Source organism: Niallia oryzisoli (assembly GCF_043641075.1).
Classification (GTDB): Bacteria; Bacillota; Bacilli; order Bacillales; family Cytobacillaceae; genus Bacillus_BD; species Bacillus_BD oryzisoli_A.
On sequence record NZ_JBHZRC010000002.1, the window covers coordinates 74576 to 94773 of the forward strand.

General features: G+C 40.8%; 17 protein-coding genes and 2 riboswitches. Of the genes, 6 read left to right on the plus strand and 11 right to left on the minus strand.

Annotated features, from left to right (window positions below):
* Position 1 precedes the first annotated feature (1 nt).
* The 4 genes from ACHUFV_RS09920 to ACHUFV_RS09935 all read right to left on the minus strand — a co-directional run bounded on the left by ACHUFV_RS09920 (position 2) and on the right by ACHUFV_RS09935 (position 5767).
* Entirely contained in the window at positions 2–688 is a 687-nt protein-coding gene (locus ACHUFV_RS09920; protein ID WP_394233625.1) for a CoA transferase subunit A, read from the minus strand.
* 97 nt (positions 689–785) lie between these two features.
* Complete coding sequence (locus ACHUFV_RS09925; RefSeq protein WP_394233627.1) at positions 786–1286, minus strand: acetone carboxylase subunit gamma; 501 nt, start codon at positions 1284–1286, stop codon at positions 786–788.
* Between the two features lie 26 nt (positions 1287–1312).
* Entirely contained in the window at positions 1313–3589 is a 2277-nt protein-coding gene (locus ACHUFV_RS09930) for a hydantoinase B/oxoprolinase family protein (RefSeq protein ID WP_394233628.1), read from the minus strand.
* Positions 3590–3631: 42 nt separating this feature from the next.
* Positions 3632–5767: a hydantoinase/oxoprolinase family protein gene (locus ACHUFV_RS09935; protein WP_394233630.1), complete on the minus strand. Its 2136-nt coding sequence runs from the start codon at positions 5765–5767 to the stop codon at positions 3632–3634.
* Positions 5768–6175: 408 nt separating this feature from the next.
* Here ACHUFV_RS09935 and ACHUFV_RS09940 point away from each other — a divergent pair, with 408 nt between their 5' ends.
* Positions 6176–8143, plus strand: coding sequence for a sigma-54-dependent Fis family transcriptional regulator (locus tag ACHUFV_RS09940; RefSeq protein ID WP_394233632.1), 1968 nt, complete (start codon positions 6176–6178; stop codon positions 8141–8143).
* Between the two features lie 109 nt (positions 8144–8252).
* Here the strand turns inward: ACHUFV_RS09940 and ACHUFV_RS09945 are convergent, their stop codons facing one another.
* The 3 genes from ACHUFV_RS09945 to ACHUFV_RS09955 are packed head-to-tail and all read right to left on the minus strand — an operon-like array spanning position 8253 to position 12929.
* Positions 8253–8870 (minus strand): hypothetical protein, encoded by a 618-nt coding sequence (locus ACHUFV_RS09945; RefSeq protein ID WP_394233633.1) that lies wholly within the window; start codon positions 8868–8870, stop codon positions 8253–8255.
* 11 nt (positions 8871–8881) lie between these two features.
* Entirely contained in the window at positions 8882–9319 is a 438-nt protein-coding gene (locus tag ACHUFV_RS09950) for a hypothetical protein (RefSeq protein ID WP_394233634.1), read from the minus strand.
* Positions 9312–12929 (minus strand): AAA family ATPase, encoded by a 3618-nt coding sequence (locus ACHUFV_RS09955; RefSeq protein WP_394233635.1) that lies wholly within the window; start codon positions 12927–12929, stop codon positions 9312–9314. Before ACHUFV_RS09955 ends, ACHUFV_RS09950 begins: the two co-directional genes overlap by 8 nt.
* Before the next feature lie 106 nt (positions 12930–13035).
* On the opposite strand from ACHUFV_RS09955, the gene ACHUFV_RS09960 reads away from it, so the two are divergent.
* Positions 13036–13407: a hypothetical protein gene (locus ACHUFV_RS09960; RefSeq protein WP_394233636.1), complete on the plus strand. Its 372-nt coding sequence runs from the start codon at positions 13036–13038 to the stop codon at positions 13405–13407.
* 139 nt (positions 13408–13546) lie between these two features.
* Here the strand turns inward: ACHUFV_RS09960 and ACHUFV_RS09965 are convergent, their stop codons facing one another.
* Positions 13547–13675, minus strand: coding sequence for an anti-repressor SinI family protein (locus tag ACHUFV_RS09965; protein ID WP_394233637.1), 129 nt, complete (start codon positions 13673–13675; stop codon positions 13547–13549).
* 32 nt (positions 13676–13707) lie between these two features.
* Positions 13708–13791: riboswitch (cyclic di-GMP riboswitch) on the minus strand.
* Between the two features lie 408 nt (positions 13792–14199).
* Between ACHUFV_RS09965 and ACHUFV_RS09970 the strand changes: the two genes are divergently transcribed.
* Both ACHUFV_RS09970 and ACHUFV_RS09975 read left to right on the plus strand, forming a co-directional pair.
* On the plus strand, positions 14200–14583 hold the full coding sequence (locus ACHUFV_RS09970) for a globin domain-containing protein (RefSeq protein WP_394233639.1): 384 nt from the start codon (positions 14200–14202) through the stop codon (positions 14581–14583).
* 767 nt (positions 14584–15350) lie between these two features.
* Complete coding sequence (locus tag ACHUFV_RS09975) at positions 15351–16073, plus strand: hypothetical protein (RefSeq protein WP_394233641.1); 723 nt, start codon at positions 15351–15353, stop codon at positions 16071–16073.
* Between the two features lie 135 nt (positions 16074–16208).
* Here ACHUFV_RS09975 and ACHUFV_RS09980 read toward each other — a convergent pair whose 3' ends face one another.
* From ACHUFV_RS09980 to thrC, 3 genes are all read right to left on the minus strand, one after another.
* Entirely contained in the window at positions 16209–16493 is a 285-nt protein-coding gene (locus ACHUFV_RS09980) for a DNA-binding protein (RefSeq protein ID WP_394233643.1), read from the minus strand.
* A gap of 131 nt (positions 16494–16624) precedes the next feature.
* Positions 16625–17050, minus strand: a complete 426-nt coding sequence (locus ACHUFV_RS09985; RefSeq protein WP_394233645.1) for a DUF4395 domain-containing protein — start codon at positions 17048–17050, stop codon at positions 16625–16627.
* Between the two features lie 157 nt (positions 17051–17207).
* Positions 17208–18620 (minus strand): threonine synthase, encoded by a 1413-nt coding sequence (gene thrC / locus ACHUFV_RS09990; RefSeq protein ID WP_394233647.1) that lies wholly within the window; start codon positions 18618–18620, stop codon positions 17208–17210.
* Positions 18621–18898: 278 nt separating this feature from the next.
* Positions 18899–18996: riboswitch (guanidine-I (ykkC/yxkD leader) on the plus strand.
* A gap of 66 nt (positions 18997–19062) precedes the next feature.
* On the opposite strand from thrC, the gene ACHUFV_RS09995 reads away from it, so the two are divergent.
* Both ACHUFV_RS09995 and ACHUFV_RS10000 read left to right on the plus strand, forming a co-directional pair.
* Positions 19063–19401, plus strand: a complete 339-nt coding sequence (locus tag ACHUFV_RS09995; protein ID WP_394233649.1) for a DMT family transporter — start codon at positions 19063–19065, stop codon at positions 19399–19401.
* Entirely contained in the window at positions 19401–19715 is a 315-nt protein-coding gene (locus ACHUFV_RS10000; RefSeq protein ID WP_394233651.1) for a DMT family transporter, read from the plus strand. Before ACHUFV_RS09995 ends, ACHUFV_RS10000 begins: the two co-directional genes overlap by 1 nt.
* Positions 19716–20198: the final 483 nt, after the last annotated feature.

Genomic DNA, 20198 nt, shown 5'->3' on the forward strand with positions numbered 1-20198 from the left:
ATTACCCCACCTTTTGTATTGTTCGTTTTTCAATACGTTTTTCTTTTTTTCCTAGAATAAGCCGCTGTACATAAATACCGGGAGTATCAACCTGCGATGAAGGAATATCTCCTATCTCTTCTACTTCTGCTATGGTAATTGCACCGGCTGCTGCCATGATAGGATTAAAGTTTTGCGCTGTTTTGTTATAGATTAAATTTCCCATTTCATCTGCTCTAAAGGCCGATACTAAGCTGAAATCAGCCTTCAACGCTGTCTCGAGAATATAGTCTTTCCCATTAAAGGTGCGAACCTCTTTTCCCTCTGCAATGATTGTCCCTACCCCCGCAGGCGTATAAAAAGCAGGAATCCCGGCCCCTCCAGCACGGATTTTTTCTGCTAATGTTCCTTGCGGCAGAAGCTCAACCTCGATTTCACCTGATAAATATTGTCTTTCAAACTCCTTATTTTCACCAACATAGGAGCTAATCATCTTTTTAATTTGCTTCCGTTTTAAAAGAATTCCCAGCCCCCAATCATCGATTCCGCAGTTATTCGAAATGACGGTTAAGTTTTTGACACCTGTTTCAGCAAGGGCTTGAATCAGGTTCTCGGGGATCCCGCATACACCAAACCCGCCAACCATAATCGTAGCGCCATCCTGTATATCCTTTACCGCTTCTATTGAAGAGGAACATATTTCTATCATTAGCTCTACCCTCATTTCTATTGGTCTATCATTCTCATAAAAATAAATAAAGGGAAACCCCTAAGGGTCTCCCATCCTAGAGGATCACCGGTTAACTCTATTTAACGGTCGGCAGCGGCTTTTTAATCCACTCTTTATAGAACGTATCAATATCCGGTTCAAAATCAAGAATAATTGGATACCAAGGTGGTACAGCTTCAACCTCGAGCTGCGTGGCGCAGCTTGGACAATAATATTCGCGAATGACCTGCCACTCTGGATCCGGTGACATTAATTTAGGATAAATTTCATTCATTTTTTCCTCTGTATCGCGGACAAAGATCTTTGCTTGGAGCTTCCAGTTTTCTCGATAATCACAGAATTCGTGACCGCAATCGCATTTGACTACCCGATCACCGTTGGCTTTTTGCACAATATAGAGATGCAGCCCATACGGAAGCAGGATTGGATCATCCCAGCTCACACGATCCTGCAATACCTCCCGATAAATTTCAAAGCGCTCCGGGTCTTTATGGCTTGTCATCATATCCTTCAGCTGATAAAATTCCAGCGTTCCATCTATTAATTCACCAATTCTTTTTTTATCGTATTTTGCCACTTTCTTCACCTCTTTGTCTCATTATATTATTTTTTCTTTTTAAAACGATTGATACGTGATCCTAGCGTTGGTACACCTAAATCATCCTCATAGATCATCCACTCTTCAGGGATACTCCAGAAGCTCTTGAATTCATTTGTAAACTTTTCACTTAACGCAAAGCTTTGTGCATACATATGCTTCACCTGAATGGCAGCCTCTTCGTTCATAATCTTCGTTCTCTCGCCTTCCATCCACTCTTGAGTTGGCTGGCTGCGGTTCAAACGCTCCATACGAAGTTCCTTGCGTCTTTCTTGCGTTGCTTTAAGGTCAACTGTATAAACACCATTTTCCTCTGTAAAAGCACATCCGTATACTTGCTCTGCATAACGAAGTAGGATATATTTTTCATTCAAGTCTGTTTCAACCTGTTTTGGATCCCTTTCAAGCGGATCACCAAAGCCAGGACCCCCGCGAAGGTAGTTCATAATTACATCGTAATCACCAAATTGCTCCTGTGTTGATACCGCCTGTCTGTCACGGTGAATAACCTCGGCCTCCATATTTTCCTCATAGATTGGATTGTCCGGATCGACATCGCCGCCTAACGGGATTGGAAGACCTTTCTCAATTCGTTCTTTAATATTCGTTTTATTTGCTTGGAAACGATAGCCTGCAGATGCCGGATAGCCGCCCATGAGACCGCAGTCTGTCGCCATGACTCCAGAGCCGGCAACGAACATTGTCCATTCCTCTGCACCCCATCCTAAACGAAGCGATTGCCAGCCATTTCCGCCACGGTATTTACCAGCTCCGCCTGATCCAGGTAGAATTTGTCTTCCAAGGAAGATAAGCGGCTCAAGCAGCTCCCAAATTTCCATGTCTCCCATATCCCCCTCTGGATTCCAGAGAGCAGCAGAGTGGCTGATTCCATCCTGAACAGCACTTGCCCCTACCCCACATGAGGAGGTTTCAAAGCTGTTCATAGCGGATAATTGACCATACTGATCATATCCTCCGCCCATCAGCCAGTTAGAGGTATGTGCATTTCCAGCGTTTACTTCCTCCAAATAGCCGCGTCCAAAGTAAGAACGGCTCAAGCCGCGCCATAGAGGTGACCATGCTGCCACGAGCGCATGCCATGTATTGGAATGGGCAGAACGAATATCATCAGGATTAAACCAGGATCCATACGGAATGCCAAACTTACTTGCATAATAGGCCCCATCATTAATCCGGTCATTTGGTACAAGTGTTTGGGAAAGCATAACCCAGATACCACTAGTAATCGAAACCGGCGTTGCGTTGAACGGGTGCCAGCCCCAGCGGTTTGCTCCTTCAAAATCAATTTCAAACTTCGCATCCTTATGAACGGTAATTTCAGAAGGTGTATGAATGATCGTATTCAGCTTCGCGAATGAAGGAAGATCCAAATCCTTAAACGGCACATCAACAAAGGATGCTTGACGATATTTTCCTGGAATTAACATTGTTTTTACTTGGTTAACGAAACCACGGCGTCCATCTTCAATAATCTCACGCATAAATTGTTTATACGCGTCAACGCCTTCTTCCTTAATAACTTCTAGTACAAGGTCACGGATCATATGACATCCGGCGATACGTGTTTTTTCATCCAAAGTCCAGTATTTAACGGCACGTACGGACCTGGTACTTTCAAGCAGCCAATCCTTTGATAACGTGTCATTTTGACCAATTTTTCGGCATGTGACTTGATAACCGTCATCATAGCGCTGAACCGGACCCATTGGCATACTACCTGGCGCAGAGGCACCTGTATCGATTACGTGCGTTACACCGCCAGCCCAGCCAACGACCTCCCCTTCCCAGAAAATTGGAACAAGGGTATGAACATCACAGGTATGAACGTTCCCTACATGGTTATCGTTATTACAGAAAATATCTTTATCGGCAATTCCCGGATTATCCTCATAATCATTTTCAATCATAAATTTAATTGCCGCACCCATTGTACCTACGTGAATAATAATCCCGGTAGAGGTGACAATCGAATCGGCTTCAGGTGTGTACAAGCTAAAGCACAGTTCGCCTTCCTGCTCAACAATCGGTGATGCAGCCACCTTTTTTGCCGTTTCCCTTGCATGAACAACCCCGCCGCGCAGCTTGGAATAAATTTTTTCAAAACGAATCGGATCCTTTTCTTTAAAATGAAGTGTCTTTAAACCAGCATAATGACCGGTTTCCCGACTAATTTCATCCATTTCCTTCCGCATTTGCTTAAGCGTTTTTCCGTCCCAGCCGATCGTTTTTTTGCCTTGAATATCCTCAAGAGTTTTTGCCAAATTTAGTACCCCCTTAAATTGAATTAAATGGATTAGAATCGATTACTTTAATTCTCTTAAATGGAAAATACGATTGCCATCAAGATATGCTTCAAATCCAAGCGGAACAACTAATGTAGTCGCAGTGGATTCAAGAATCGCAAAGGCTGAAATTCGGTTACCAGGCAGTAATTTTTCCATTTCATAAATCTCCGCTTGCAGGAACTCGCCATCCCAATAAATTTCACGGTAACCCATGAAGGCATCACGAGGCGGTGTTTCACCGGCTAATGGCTCCTGTGGAATTTGCGGTTTTGCTACTTCAACCACACCACGCACAATCGCGCCTGTGATGGAATAGCCAAGCTCTGGGGAAAGAGCTGCTTTTGCATAGACACGTGCATAGGTCTCTTCAAAGGTCCTCACAAGGTTTTCCCAATCTTCGACAGATTTAAAGGAAGAAATAGGGGCTTCGATTTCGAGATCATTCAATTGTCCTTGATATTGCATCCGGAATAACAGACGGAAATCGACATCCTCTGGCTGGTAATCATTTTTCCTAAATTCCTCTGTTACTTTTGTCTTTAATTCATCCCATGCAGCTTGTAATTCTCTGCCCGCAATCAATGCATCGGAATCCTCTGCTCCATCATCAACATTTAGATCCAACGTTTTGTCATAACGATATTCGAAATCTGCTGCGCCGCAGCCAAATGCTGAGAATCCGGCAGCCCAAGCAGGGATTAGAACATCCTCAAAGCCGAGCCCCTTCGTATAGCCTGCTGTGTGCAACGGACCACCGCCGCCGTAAGAGAAGCAAACATATTGAGAAGGAGAATATCCTTTTCCTAAAATCATCGACTCAAGGTAGTTTCGAAGCTGTGATTCTAGTAATGCAATAACTCCATATGCCGCATCCTCAACGGTTAATCCAAGTGGATCAGCAATTTGAGTTTTGACTGCTTCATAGGCTTTTGCCTTTGAAAGCTTAATGACGCCGCCAATAAAATTATCAGGATTAATTAAACCCAGCACAACGTGACAATCTGAAACAGTCACTGTATCGAGACCGCCTTCAGGGTTACATACACCAACGCGTGAGCCTGCACTATCAGGTCCTAACGTAATATTTCCATAGTTTGGATCAATTCGAACGAAGCTTCCTGTACCCGCACCGGTTGTATCCATGGATACAAGCGGCAATGACAGTACAAGTCGAGCCATATCCGGACTTGCATTAATTGCTAATTCCCCTTGGGTAATTAGTCCAATATCAAAGCTTGTACCGCCGATATCGGAGCATGCTACATTTTTCAACCCGAGCTGTTCTGCTAAGTATTTCGCACCAACCATGCCTCCGATTGGTCCGGAAACGCAGGTTCTTGCCAATTCATTTGCTTTGATACTGATCGTACCACCGTGACTGGCCATAATCCTTAGATCAAAGTCAGTTCCTGCTTCCCTTAATGCTTTATCAATGTTTGCTAATGTTTGACGTGAAGGCTCCGCCGCATAGGCTTCAACAATGGTTGTATTGGTCCGATGTGATTCTTTCCGGACTGGATAATAATCCACCGTTGCAAAAACCTTTATGTCTTTATTTGCCTTTGCGATAATCTTTTCCGCAATATCACGAACTTTTCTTTCGTGATCAGGATATTTATAGGAATGCAGTAAGCTGACAACAATCGCTTCCACATCCTCATCAATTAACTTTTGGATAGCTGGTTCAATTTCATGCTCATAAAGAGGAATTACTACATTTCCGAAAAGGTCAACTCGCTCTGTTACACCAACCGTCCACTTTCTTGGTACAAGCGGCGGATCAAAGTGATGGGTATTAATATGAATTTTGTCAGAATAGGAGTAGCCAAGAAATGACTGCAGCCCACGACCCATTCGATGGTTATCCTCCATCCCTTTATTTACAACTAGTCCAACTCGTCGTCCAACCCTGGAAACGAGACGGTTGAGCATCGCAGTTCCGGAATAAACCCCTGCAAGCAGGTTCGGGAACTCCTCCTCCATTTTTGCATCCCATTGGCTCAAAGCATCTCGAGCAGAGTTTAATAGCCCAATGTGTTCATCCATCGGAGTAGTTTGTGCCTTGCCGACAACAAAATCTCCTTTTTCATCAATAATGAACGTGTCTGTCATCGTACCGCCGGCATCAATAGCAAGAATTTGAGATTTGGCCAAATAAAACGCTCTCCCTTCAAGTGAAAGTAAATGGATTAAACAGCAGTTCAATATAAATCATTTATTCATCATATTTTTGCTGTCATTCTAATACATGCAAGTAGCATGCCAAAGAGTGAATTTTTTTAATTTTTTTATTCATTAGGCGCTGCTGTATGATTTCTAAGTGAATAGCAGAAAAGCTAAAGGAGACAAAACAATCAAGTGTAGCGTTTTGCAACAGTTGTAGCGCTACAGTTTGTTTTCATGAAACAAATTAACTATTGATTTTGTTTATGGGATTGTTTAATATTTTAAATATACTGAATATTTGAAATATTAAGCAACTTAGTATTGTGTCTATATCCCTTGATTCAGCGGTTTTAGGAAAAAACGTTCCGAATACATCTCTAAGGAGGTTTCATATAGTTGCAAAACCCTTATCTCTCTATTTTTTCTACACAGGATTTGTCTACTAAAGTTAATGAAATCAAACATAAATGGGAAAATTTCATAACAAATCCTACTGATAGTGAAAATTTACAGAACGCCGTTCGTCAAGAGATACTAAATTCATGGAGCCGTTGTCAATCATTTGGACTAAATCCAAATCAAAAACAAGCAAGAACTGCCCTCACCACATTTGAGCTAGAAGAATTACTTCTAGGATCCGATCTATTTGGTGCTGCCAAACCAATTATTGATAGCATTTATGATAAATTAATCGGTACTGGCTATTTAATTACACTGAATGATGAAAGTGGAAAAATGATTTATTTAAAAGGGGAAAAGGAGATTATAAAGAAAACCGAAAAAATCAACTTTTTGCCGGGAATGGACTGGAGTGAACATGCTGCAGGTACGAATGCAATTGGTACAAGCATTGTGTCTAAAAAGCCTATTCAAGTGTTTTCTGCTGAACATTTCTGTGAAGGCTTTCATCCCATGACCTGTTCCGCAGCTCCTATTTTTCATCCCTACACTAAAAATGCGATTGGTGCCATTGACTTCACTGGATTTTGGCCAAGTACGCAACCACACACACTGGGGTTAGCCGTCACCCTCGCACAGATGATCGAACAACAGCTACGTACCACATACAGTACGAAATATTCGGAGCTGGAAGACTATTATCATCAATGTACCTTGAAATGGAAGGATCATTCCGTCCTTGTTTTCAGTAAAGATTCCGTTCTTGTTAATGGGGACCCGGCGCTATTACATGCTTTACACTTGAAAAAGGAAACAACCTTTGATAACCATATAAAAATAAAAAAACTTCTTCAAAATCAAGATCAATTCGAAAGTATAGAAAAAGGATTTCAATTCACCCAGTTGGACCCCATTATAATTAATCATGAAGAAATTGGTTACGTGGCTATTTTTAAAAAGAAAAGCAATCTGGCATCGAGGATGCAAACCACATCAAAGGATCATCAGTTGGTCGGTGAATCCGAGGAAATCAAAAATATCCTACTTAAATGCCAGCAGATAGCATCGGTCGATACCCCTATCCTATTAACAGGTGAAACCGGTACAGGGAAAGAATTAATTGCCAGATATATTCATGATGTAAGCTCAAGAAGTGATAAGCCTTTTATCGCGATTAATTGTGGGGCAATGCAAAAGGAGCTTATCGGAAGTGAGCTATTCGGATATGAAAGCGGCACCTTTACCGGAGGAAAAAAGGAAGGAAAAAAGGGGAAATTTGAAGAAGCGAACGGCGGGACCATCTTTTTAGACGAAATCGGTGAAATGCCGCTTGAGCTGCAGGTACATTTACTGAGGGTACTACAGGAAAAAGAGCTGACAAGGCTCGGTTCATCTAAGACTATAAAACTAGACGTCAAAGTAATTGCCGCCACACACAGAAATTTGGAAGAGATGATTGAGGAAGGGCTGTTTAGAAGAGATTTGTTCTTTAGGCTAAATGTGATTTCCTTTACGGTACCCTCGTTACGGGAAAGGAAGGAGGACATACTTCCAATCAGCCTTTATTATTTAAATCAATTTGCAAAAAAATATCATAAGACCTTGCCCTTTCGTTTAACAGAGCGTACAAAAAATTTCTTTTTAACCTACACATGGCCTGGAAACATTAGAGAATTAAGAAACGCTTTGGAGCATGCCGTTATTTTTAGTCATTCAGTTGAAATTGATCCTTGTCATTTACCCGATTATCTAGCCAACTACAAGGCACTCCCTTCGCGTAACGAGGTTGAACACTCAAACCTATCCATCATGGAAAAAACTGAAAAGGAAGAAATTAAGAAGCTTTTAATTCATAACCGTTGGAATATTTCAGCTGTAGCAAAGGAATTGAAAATCGCGAGGTCCACCTTATATCGGAAGCTGAAAAAGTTTGATTTAACAGAACAAACCTCTAATCAGTTATAAGGAGGAAATTGAATATAATAAGAAGGAAGTGCAAGCTTGGCCACCTAACCTAGCTTGCTTTCCTTCTATACTTTAATATACTCCCTCTTCTTTTAAGACGATTAATTGATTACGGTTTAGGAAGGACCGTATAGGTATTCGATCCCCCAACCGTTACAACATTAAAATAGGTGTTATGATTGTTTGGAAATTTTACAGCATAGGAAATTCCCCCACCATTATCCTTGACACCGCTGATTGTAACTAGGCTGGGAACAGGGATACTAATACTAATTGCATTATCCGATAGGATTAGCTTTTCCTTAATCGGAGCCCCGTCAACAAAGACAGCTACTTCATCGAAATCGATCGCGTTGAAATCCCATAGCAGCATTCTTGCTTCTCCACCATCTCTTCCTGCATCTGTGACCTCAAAATTTCGACTTTCAATATTCGCATTTGATTCAACTGAAAATAACTCCTCACCAGCTGCAGTTGCAGAACTGATACGATTGGCAACTACTTCCTCTGCTGTCCCTTCATCCGTAAAGCTTGTCGTAAAAAAACCACCTAGGATACTAATCCCAATTAAAACCAAGGACATGATCCAAATGGACCGGCGTATCCCTGACTGATGCGGTACCAGTTCATGCTCCTCCTCACCCACTGGATCGTTGTCAAAGTCTTCCTGCTTGTTATACAGTCGTTTCTTTAAATTCAATGATTCATGCTGTTTTGTTTTTTTCATCAACATTCACCCTACATCTTGTGTACTTTATAACTGATTGGGTATTTACTGTACCAGTACGACAAATAAACTCGCACTACGAGAATACTGATAATCGAAAGAACAATAGAGGTTCCTTTTCCAATCAACTGTTTATCTGCCCAAAGGTTGGCGAAGAAAATCGCTGCCTCAATTCCCACCAAGGTGACAAAAAACATTTGCAGCAATGGGATCAGGACGGGATAACGTCTGTATAACCAACCTAATCGAGGATAACGATAGGACAGGAATAAGAGAAAGCCTAAGAAAGTCATCGCCCACAAGGTTAATCCACCCCGAGGAGATTCCAGCTTGTAAATTTCGCGCAGCACGTCAAATTCCATCATTGGTCCAAAAATAATCAGGATTAATAAGACTGGATAGAACAAGTAATAGGCAATAACCCCAATGATCGCGAATATATTACCCAATCTTCTCACCCGCTTCCATTATATCCGGCGGCAGTATGGTGACCAATTCCTCAACTGTCGGATTATTGATCTGACTCACCCGTAATGCATGAAGACGGATAGCAAGTTCACAAATATTACGGGCCATTCTCCCATTACCGGCATTTTCAATTTGACTGTTTTCACGAAACTTGGCTAAAAGAGCTTCCTCAGTCTCTTGCGTCACTTCGTATCCCTTTCCCTTTAATATCAAGCGGCTAATCTGAAGCAATTCACTTGGCGAATAATCAGGAAACTCAATCATAGTTGGAAAGCGTGACCGCAAGCCGGCATTCGTATCAAGGAATCGCTCCATATCCTTATCATAGCCTGCTAGTATGACAATGATATTTTCCCGGTGATCATCCATAAATTTTACAATGGTATCAATGGCTTCTTGACCAAAATCATTCGTCCCTCCTGCTAAAGCGTAGGCTTCATCAATAAACAGGACGCCTCCAAGCGCTTTTTCAAGTACTGTTCTTGTCTTCAGTGCCGTTTGACCGACATAGCCCGCCACTAATCCAGAGCGATCCGTTTCCACTATATGATCCTGCTTAATCACACCTAATTCCTTCAGCCTTTTTGCTAAAATGCGGGCAATCATTGTCTTACCCGTTCCTGGGTTTCCTTTAAACACCATATGAAGGGACTGAGCACCTGCAGCTGGGAGCCCTAGTTCCTTTCGTTTATTGGCTATTTCGATTTGAGCGGATAGGGAACGAACAAAATTCTTGATTTCTTCCATTCCAATTATCTGTTCTAATTCCTTTAAGGCTGTTTCTTGTTTTTCAACTGCAGCAATTCTGAAATCCTCAAGCGTTAATCTGGTCAGCTCTTCTACTGGTAAATCAAGCTGCTCGGCAATTCGGATTGACTGATTACGAATCGCTGCTTCTAATGTATTCCGCACCAGTCTGCCATTGCCGCTGTCATTTTTGCCTGGGATCTGTTTCTTCTCGTAAAAGGGAATCATTGCATGTTTTACTTCACTCGCTACAACAAATCCCTTTGATTTTGCTATTACATCGGTCATTTCGGCTAGCTGCTCTGCTGTATAATCAGGAAACGGAATGGTTAACGGAAATCGGGATGAAAGCCCAGGGTTTGATTTAAGGAACTGTTCCATTTCATTCGTATAGCCCGCAAGGATCACCACCAAATTCTCCCGGTGGTTTTCAATCAGCCGAACCAGCGTATCAATTGCTTCCTTACCAAATCCCCCGCCAACTGTCCCTTCTTCCACAAGTGAGTAAGCTTCATCAATGAATAACACTCCGCCTAATGCACTCTCGACGACTTCCGTTGTTTTGACCGCCGTTTGCCCGGCATACTCAGCGACGAGCTGCGATCGATCGACTTCAACTAGATGACCGCGCTTTAAAATGCCCATAGATTGAAGCATCAAAGCTAAAAGCCGTGCAATGGTCGTTTTCCCTGTCCCTGGATTTCCAGAGAAAATCATATTCAGAGTCTGTTCATTTCTTGTCTCAATCCCCGCTTCCTTCCGCCGTTTATTCGCAATGATTTGTTTCTCCAGTGTTCGGACGAAATTCTTCACATTTTCTAAGCCAATGATTCCCGCAAAAGCTTCATCCAAACGAAATTCTTCCTTCACACCTATTCCAAAATCACTACTGGTTAGGACGTTGATGTCTGTTTCTTGCCTTTTTGAACTTTCACTGATCCGTACTGATTGCTTCCGAATGGCTTCTTCCAGGAGATTGCGTACAAGTCGCCCATTGCCGCTGTCGTTTCTGCCTGGAATTTGTTTTTTCTCAAAAAGCTCCAGTAGCCCTTCATGCGCTTCGGAATCGATGACATATTCCCGTTGTTTACTCTGCAGGAGCAAAATTTCCAGCATATCCTTTGGAGTATAGTCCGGAAACTCGACAATAAAAGGAAAACGGGAACGCAAGCCGGGATTGGACTTGATAAAGGTTTCCATTTCATTTGTATAGCCGGCCAGGATCACGACAAGATGCTCCCTGTGATCCTCCATTCCTTTGACTAATGTATCAATGGCCTCCTGGCCAAACGGGTCATGCTTATCTCTTGCAAGCGTATAGGCCTCATCCACAAATAAAACACCGCCAACTGAACTTTGGATAGCCTGATCCGTTTTACGTGCAGTCGAGCCTACATACTCTCCAACAAGGTCCTGTCGTGCCGTCTCCACCAGCTGGCCCTGAGGAAGAATCCCCATCGCCTTTAAAATTCGGGAAATGAGTCTTGCCACAGTCGTTTTCCCTGTTCCTGGATTTCCGGTAAACACCATATGCAAGGTCATCGGAGTGATTTTACCGCCTCTTTTTTCCCGTTCCTTTTGTAATTGAACCGTCTGCATCAGTTCGTTAACGAAGGTTTTCACGGAAGACAATCCAATCAAATGCTGCAATTCATTCAGAACATCCTCCAGCGATTCTTCTTTTATGATGGAGATTTGCTTTAGCAAAACAGGTTCTTTTCCCGTATCGGCTACAAGCTGATCATTCAACATTTTAATTACGATATGGCTGCTGGATGTGAGAACCCCTCGAGCCCTTGCGTCCAATAATACAGAGGTAAAATGGTTCTCCACCAGATCCTCTACTGCTTCTCCATATTTTTTAGACGGCAGGATTCGTTTCGCCAATTCAGTAAAAACAAGCGGATCAAACCGAACGTTCAGCTGTGCCTTTGCAGACAGGGACTCTGCTGCTTTGTGTAATTGTTTCTCCAAAATCGTGCTGAGTGCGTCTACCCCTAAAGGCTCTGTATAGGCAAAGGATTGAATTTCCCGCAATAATCCAGGCGGAACACGCTCCGCAATCGACAACGGAATTTTCTCTCCCGGCTCTTTTTCCTTCACCGCCGCATCCAAGTATAGAATTAAAAAGTAGTCAGTAGCACTTACGACAATCCCTTCAGGCGTCCGAAAATAACCATCTCTAAATAATTTGGTTAGATAACCTAGAACATCCTGATGAGCCTTCTCAAATCCGGTAAAACAAACGGTTCCTATTCCATAGCTAAATAAACTCGAACAATCGACAATAAAATTCGTGTTAACGTCTTTTTCCCCATATTGACTTAAATCAAGGGTGGAAAAGCTTTTATAGGGTGTCAGTTTCTTCTTGTATAATTCATGGATAAGAATAGACAAGCTCCGATTTTTCCCGGTACCCGCAGGACCGCTGAGCAGGATCGAATTTTGAACAGCTCCCTTATTTCTCGCTAAAAAGGCCTTCTTAAAGCTGACCAGTAAATCATCTATGAATCTTTCCTGTTCCCATACATGCTGATGTAATGTTTCTTTTATCTCTCGGAAGAGCTCGTCCAATTCTTCATTTGTTTTGTGCAGGGTCAGATTCTTTACCCCAAGTTTTGCATCACGTGCCACTTCTTTAACAGCCCCGCTTGATTGAGGAAGTGCAGAGGGATTCCTCCCAGGCTGCTTTGAAGCAGCCGGAATACTGCCTCCCCCAAATTGTGCTGTTTTTGTACTTGTGACAGCCTTTTGATGTTTCTTTCCACGGAACCCTTCCTTTTGAATAAAATCAATCAATTGAATCTCAGGAAGGACTATTCTTAGCCACTTTTGCAAGCTCATTATGATCACCTAATCTATGTCTGAATTCCTTGATGATTTAAAGGTTTATAAATATAAGTTTGTTCAATTGGAGGGGTTTCTATCAACAGCGAGGTAGATATAGGAATTGATTAACATTATTGTATTACCGTATAACCTGTATCAAGCAGGTAAGAATGATGATAAAGTTTGGAAAAAGAATTTCTCATTGGAGGATTTTAACATGACAAATCATTTAACTGAAAGTGAATTTCAGGATATCATTCGAAGAAGAAGTGAGGGTGTTATTACGTTTGCCGAATTCTTAAATGAATTGTCTCAAAAAGGGATATACGAATACGAAATTGATGTTGCTACAGGCCAAGCAACCTATAAAGCCAAGGAATCAAGCTTTAAGACAGATTCCCAGGTTACGTTAGTGGTTGCCAATACATTTAATAGGGATAAAGTATTAAAGGCAATTGCTACCATTTCACTTCCCTTTTTAGCGTTTCTTTAGGAGATTGCCGACGCAGGAATTGTTCGGTATCGTGTACAAATTGAAGAGAAAGAGGTTGGTTACATTGGAATTGGAGGAGAGCTGCTCGAGGAACAGCTTACAATATAGTTATTGGTTTTGCCAAGGAAAAAAAAGACCATTATTGAGGTCTTTTAGTTTGATTGATAAATTCTCTTATATCCTCAATGGATAATCCTTGTTTTCTTGCCTGTAAAATTAATTCAACCCACTCTTTATCTAGTTCATTTTCTTTCAATACTGTATCCAATATTACATCCTCCTAAAATATTGGGATATATTTTAGGCAGCACAGCCATCATAGTTTAGAACCTTAGACCTGTAGCTTTGCGTCCCTATCTTTCGAAAGGTTTGCCTTTATCTAATTAACTAATTAAAGTACAATTTTATAGTACAAGGAATTTTCTGAAAATGAAATATAAATGATGCTGCATTTTTAGACAAAAACTAACATTCATGCAAATCTCAGAGGATTAAAGTAACCTTATCCAATCATTTCAAGGTGTTTTTCATATGGAATAACCTATTTCACCTCTTTCTTTTAGCCCCGTAAAGGACCCTCTCTATATGCACTCAAGTTCATTATATACCTATCTATTATTATATAATCATACATGAAATGAAAACTAGTATTATGAACTGAAAATTCAAAATAAAGCAGAGGGACGGTTCTTTTGCTTCCAATCCTTTCTCCTATCATGTATGAGATAAATCACAATCGTGAGTGATGTATGGGTTTATACTATAAAGATAATGAATAAGGGGGTAAATTAAGTGAGTGAATCAAGCTTAACCACATTATTTGACCAAATCGGCGCAGAAAAGATAGAGGAATTAGTTCGTGCTTTTTATCCAAAGGTATACAGTGATCCTGATTTAAGTCCATTGTTTGAAGGGGATATAAAGGAAATCATGCGAAAACAACGAATGTTTCTAACCCAATTTACGGGAGGTCCCGCACTTTACAGCGAAGAATTCGGACCACCTGCCATGAGACAGCGTCACCTTCCCTTCGAGATTACTCCATTGCGTGCACAATGCTGGCTCCGCTGCATGAGAGAAGCCTTTGCAGAAGTGGGATTGGATCAGCATCCAGCAGGGGTGTTTTTTTACAGCAGATTACAGCAGGTTGCCGGGATTATGATTAATTCGGACTAAGTTTAAGATGTGGTTTCTCATAGAATGGGGTGCTCGGACTGTTTGAGACAATCCTCCCCCGTTTTACTATTTGAATGTTAATCCATAAATTGAATTATGGACCATCGAAATGCTCTGAAAATGGAGTAATGTGCTTCAGTGCCTTCTATTAGATATGTTTCAGCTTGAATTGTAGTGGCTTGGCCTTTAGGAAGCTGCTATGAGACATTTTTCTACTTTAACCCTGGTGGCTTGGTCTTTAGAGAACTGCTATAAGACATTTTTCTGTTTGAACGGTGGGGGACTGGTCTTTAGGAACCTGCTATGAGACATTTTTCTACTTTAACCCTGGTGGCTTGGTCTGAGAGAACTGCTATAGACGTTTTTCTGTTTGAACGGTGGGGGCTTGGCCTTTAGGAACCTGCTATGAGACATTTTTCTACTTTAACCCTGGTGGCTTGGTCTTTAGAGACCTGCTATAAGACATTTTTCTGTTTGTATGGTGGGGTTTTGTCCTTTAGAAACCTCCTATACGACAAACTTAACAAAAATAATTACAACCGTAGCTTTTCATCACATTGGAAAAAATTCCCTTAATCTCTTTCTTGCAAATCCCCCATATGATACCTTAGCAAAAAATCTATATATCCTGCTAGATTGGCGGTACCATTGATTGAAGTTCCCTCATTTGTTAGAATATTATTGCAACAAGAATTAAAATAATTTTCTAGTATGCAAATGTTGTTAAATGATATAGAAGGATTTTTATTTTTGGGGGAAATAAGGAAATGTCAACAGTAGTAGAAAGAAATCTTTCTGAGAGATTTGAAGTCGCGTTTAACCAGATTCATAGCTGGCTTCAGAAAAATATAAGAGATGCTCATTCTAATAATTTCACTGATTTGCTAAAAAGTGGGTTTCCACAGCACTCACTGATTCGCAAAAATTATCATGACTTAAAAATGTTTGCTCGTCTGCGCAATTCAATCGTACACGAGAAAATTGATCAAGGATTCTATATAGCAGAGCCGCATGAAACGGTGGTTGAGCAGATTGAAAAAATTGCTTCATTGGTATATCAGCCAAGATATGCTCATTTAATCGGCTCTAAACCAGTATTTTACTATCATGAAAACACTGTACTCGTTGACGTTTTACGAGTGATGAAATCAAAGCCGTATTCGATTTTCCCTATTTATGACCAAGATGGATATAAATGGCTGTTAACAGCTGAGTGTATGATACAGTGGCTTGCCCTAAATCTATCAGATCAAACCATCCATTTAGAGGATATTCAAGTGAAAAGTTTATATGGCATCAGTAAACCACGTCCGGTTGAATTCATGGAAAAGGATGCTGAAATGTTTGAAGTAGAAGAAATTTTTGAGCAATATCACCAGAGTAATCGCAGGCTTGAAGCTGTCATTATTACCGCTTCGGGTAATAAAACAGAAAAACCATTAGCCATTATCACACCAAGGGATTTAATTGAGATGGATACGATGATTTAATGAATCAAGTAGATGAAAAAATCCCAATGTACAACCATGTAAAGTCTTGTACATTGGGATTTTTTCAAATTTTAATACATTTTTATCAGATTAGTATATGTAGATAAAGATTCGTCATAGCAGGTTCAATCTGCATTATCTTTTATAAAGCTCTTTAGAGGATAGCCAGTCTAAAAAATAATGATACGGATAATAAGTAGTTCCCTTCAACTCCATTTTTGGTGCATCAGGATATTTAGTTAACAGCTCGTTGACTTCTTCTTTACTTAAACCTAAATAAAGGTGCAAATCCCTTTCCTTGATTAATGTCGGATATGAGGATGGGCTCCCTTTTGGATTCTTAAAATTCTTTAATCCATCCCCTATAAAATAGCCTAAAGCTGCTAATCCAATGCCTATCCAGAAAAAACTAATATCCATTTAGTGTTACCCCTTCCCTTAAGGTCCTTTACTTTCATACGGTTGAGGGCGTAAAAGGTTTCCTTCTTTTTCATTAATTTAACACAGTACAGCGCCGGGGGACTGTCCCCCGGCGCTGTACTGTGTTAAAGCTAGTGTTGTGCTCGTCTATATTGGTACTGTTTCCACTGGTACAATATAAAACAGCCTATGCAAAATCCTAGTATCGCGATGAATGCTGCTGTTGCAACCATTATCGTAAAAACGTATCCTGCTGTATTCCAGCCAAGTAAGAAGCTTACAAAGCCTGCTCCTAAACATAAAACTGCTATTTTTTGATTAAATTGCTGCTGTTCCCAATCTTCCGGGATGTAGCTTTTCATTGGTTTCTTCAGAAATTTTTTCGCCAATTGCATAATCGGATTATATCCAAATAGGATACCAGATAATCCAGCTATAAAAGGAATGAGCAATATCCATTCACTTTGGGTAAGCCAGGTTAATAAAACACTTATGACAATAACCGATTGATTTGTTTTAACAAGCGGTCTTGGAATCGAACGAGGAATCTCAGACATAAAACCATACCTTTCCTATTGGTTTTATTTATTATATATCCATTCTCTCCTTTTGTCACGAAAAGTGTATAAAAAACCAGCAGTAGTACATGACCTACTGCTGGTTTTTTTGATTTATTGGATTAAATGATTTTACTACTCCAGCACTGCTGCAATCTTACTTCACATCAGCAAGTGAAGAGCGAAAATGCTTTTCTAATTGAGCGCAGATTTCCTCATTGCTTGCCTCAATCACTTCTACATATTGCGGTTTATCAAACAACGCTTTAATTTCTTCCGGATACGTTTGTTCAATGTCACAACGTTCGATAGCTTCATTGAATTTTGCTGGATGTGCTGTCGAAAGGGTTACACACACTTCACCCTGATCATTACAATTTTCGTATGCTGCAACGCCGCAAGAAGTATGAGGATCTAATAAATATTGAGTCTCTTCATAATATTTACTAATCGTTTTCAGACTTTCTTCTCCCTGTACACCATATGCTGAAAAATCAGCTTGTACCTGACGCATCTGCTCCTCATTCACAGAGATTTTTCCCTCTGCTTTGAATTGCTCCATTAATTCAGCTGTTGCACTTGGGTTTTCATCCAACAGGTAGTATAAGTAGCGTTCAAAGTTGCTTGCCACCTGAATATCCATTGATGGACTGTAGGTGCTATGGAACTCTCCTGGCTGATAGACGCCTTCCTTAATGAAACGCTCTAAAATATTATTTTCATTTGTCGCAACAATTAGCTTTCCAACAGGCAGACCCATTCTTTTCGCTAAATATCCGGCAAAAATGTCACCGAAGTTTCCAGTCGGTACACTAAAGTTGAGGCTTTGAATATCCTTTTCCTTTGCCACTTGGAAATAAGCATAGAAATAATACACGGTTTGCGCTAATATCCGGGCAAAGTTAATGGAATTGATCGCACGAAGATGGTATTTGTTCTTGAAATCCAAATCAGCGAAGATTTCCTTAATGATTCGTTGGCCATCATCAAAGGTTCCTTTAATCGCTAAATTTAACACACTTTCGTCATCAACCGTTGTCATTTGCAACTCTTGTACCTTACTTACTTTTCCATGCGGATGCAGAATGCAAATGCGGATTCCTTCTTTTCCTCTTACACCCTCAATCGCAGATGCACCTGTATCTCCAGAAGTAGCTCCGAGAATATTGATGGTTTCCCCTGTTTTCTTTGCGATATAGGAATACAAATTTCCTAAAAACTGAAGCGCTACATCTTTAAAGGCAAAGGTAGGGCCATGGAACAATTCAAGTACATACATATCATCCTTCAGCTTAACAACCGGAGTTACCTCAGGTGAACGGAAAGTACCGTAGCTTTGTTGAATTAATTCCTTTAGTTCATTTTCCGGGATTTCTCCATCAACATAATAGGAGATAATTTCAAAAGCTAATTCCTGATAGCTAAGCTTAGACATTGCCTGCAGCTTCTCCTCAGGTATCTGCGGGATTTGTTCCGGAACTAACAGACCTCCGTCAGTTGCCAGCCCCATTAAGACTGTATCAATAAAACCAATTTTGCTTACATTTCCACGAGTACTAGTGTATTTCATAGCATCCTCCAAGAATAAAAAAATATATTCCTATCGTCACCTAAATTCGGTTTAGAGTCAATAAGAATTATACTGAAATACCTGAATAATTTAAAAAACATTTAAAGTAACAGAAACCTGTTAATTTTTTATTTAAATATAGCAAATATATAACCATTTTTTCAAAAATTTTAAAGTGCGTTTTCATAATTATTTCTATAGACTGTCTCTTTTCACTATCCTTTTTTCTCCATTGAATAAAGTTTTTACTCTATGTATAATATTTATTAATTATATATGAAAATGTTTTCTAGGGTTCCGCAGCTTTTAGGCTGGTCTGGTCCGAGAGAAAACTCACAGCAATGCTGTGTCACGGAAGGACAAAAGCCTGGGAGATACTGTTTAACAGTAATCTCCCAGGCTTTTTTTCGTTTCGTAGAAATTTAGATGGAGGTATACAGTGATGAATGCACATTGGATGAAGGTGTTTATTGGTGCTTTTTTTGAAGTGTTTTGGGTGATAGGTCTAAAACATGCAAATGAATTTTGGGGCTGGACAGGGACGATCCTCTCCATTATTGTTAGCTTTTATTTAATTGTACTCGCTGGACGCAAGCTTCCCGTTGGTACCGTGTACGCCGTTTTTGTGGGAATGGGGACAGCAGGGACTGTCTTATCTGAAATTATGTTCTTTGGGGAACCCCTTAAATTAGAGAAAATACTTTTGATATTACTTTTACTTGCTGGTGTTCTTGGATTGAAGCTATTAACGAAAGAAGAACAGGAAGGAGCTGATTCTTAATGGCATGGATTTCATTAATCATAGCAGGCCTATGTGAAGCATTCGGTGTATTTACAATCAATAAATTGAATAACAATCGTGATTGGCAATCCTTATTCTTATTCGTTCTCGGCTTTGGAGCCAGTTTTTTATTTCTTGCCTACGCGATGAAAACTCTTCCGATGGGAACGGCTTATGCTATTTGGACAGGAATTGGTTCGTCCGGTGGAGCACTGGCAGGAATATTGTTTTATGGAGAATCAAAGGATTGGAAACGATTGACTTGTATTAGCATAATCCTAAGTGCAGCAATTGGGCTAAAGCTTGTTTCCTGACATGTTTATGTGTAGGATCATCTCTACCACAAGGTCACCAGATTTTCTTGGTGACCTTGTGCTTTGCGACCCCTACCCAACAGGCATCAGATTGCCTTCTTGGTGACCTTGTGCTTTGCGACCTCTACCCAGCAGGTATCAGATTGCCTTCTTGGTGACCTTATGCTTTGCGACCTCTACCCAGCAGGCAACAGATTGCCTTCTTGTTGACCTCTTGCTTTGCGACCTCTACCCATTGGGCATCAGATTACCTTCTTGGTGACCTTTCGCTGGGTGCTCCCTATCCAGCGGGCAACAGATTGCCTTCTTGGTGACCTTTTGCCGGGTGCTCCCTATCCAGCGGGCAACAGATTGCCTTCTTGGTGACCTTTTGCTTAGCGACCCCTACCCAACGGGCATCAGATTGCCTTCTTGGTGACCTTTTGATTGGTGCTCTCTATCTAACGGGCATCAGGATGCATTCTTGGTGACCTTTCGTTGGGA

Bases quoted from the DNA above. Each gene is read 5' to 3' on its own strand.
- ACHUFV_RS09920 (WP_394233625.1), bottom strand. From the start codon at position 688: ATGATAGAAATATGTTCCTCTTCAATAGAAGCGGTAAAGGATATACAG.
- ACHUFV_RS09945 (WP_394233633.1), bottom strand. From the start codon at position 8,870: ATGAAAAAAACAAAACAGCATGAATCATTGAATTTAAAGAAACGACTG.
- ACHUFV_RS09955 (WP_394233635.1), bottom strand. From the start codon at position 12,929: ATGAGCTTGCAAAAGTGGCTAAGAATAGTCCTTCCTGAGATTCAATTG.
- ACHUFV_RS09975 (WP_394233641.1), top strand. From the start codon at position 15,351: ATGTCAACAGTAGTAGAAAGAAATCTTTCTGAGAGATTTGAAGTCGCG.
- ACHUFV_RS09980 (WP_394233643.1), bottom strand. From the start codon at position 16,493: ATGGATATTAGTTTTTTCTGGATAGGCATTGGATTAGCAGCTTTAGGC.
- ACHUFV_RS09985 (WP_394233645.1), bottom strand. From the start codon at position 17,050: ATGTCTGAGATTCCTCGTTCGATTCCAAGACCGCTTGTTAAAACAAAT.
- thrC (WP_394233647.1), bottom strand. From the start codon at position 18,620: ATGAAATACACTAGTACTCGTGGAAATGTAAGCAAAATTGGTTTTATT.
- ACHUFV_RS09995 (WP_394233649.1), top strand. From the start codon at position 19,063: ATGAATGCACATTGGATGAAGGTGTTTATTGGTGCTTTTTTTGAAGTG.
- ACHUFV_RS10000 (WP_394233651.1), top strand. From the start codon at position 19,401: ATGGCATGGATTTCATTAATCATAGCAGGCCTATGTGAAGCATTCGGT.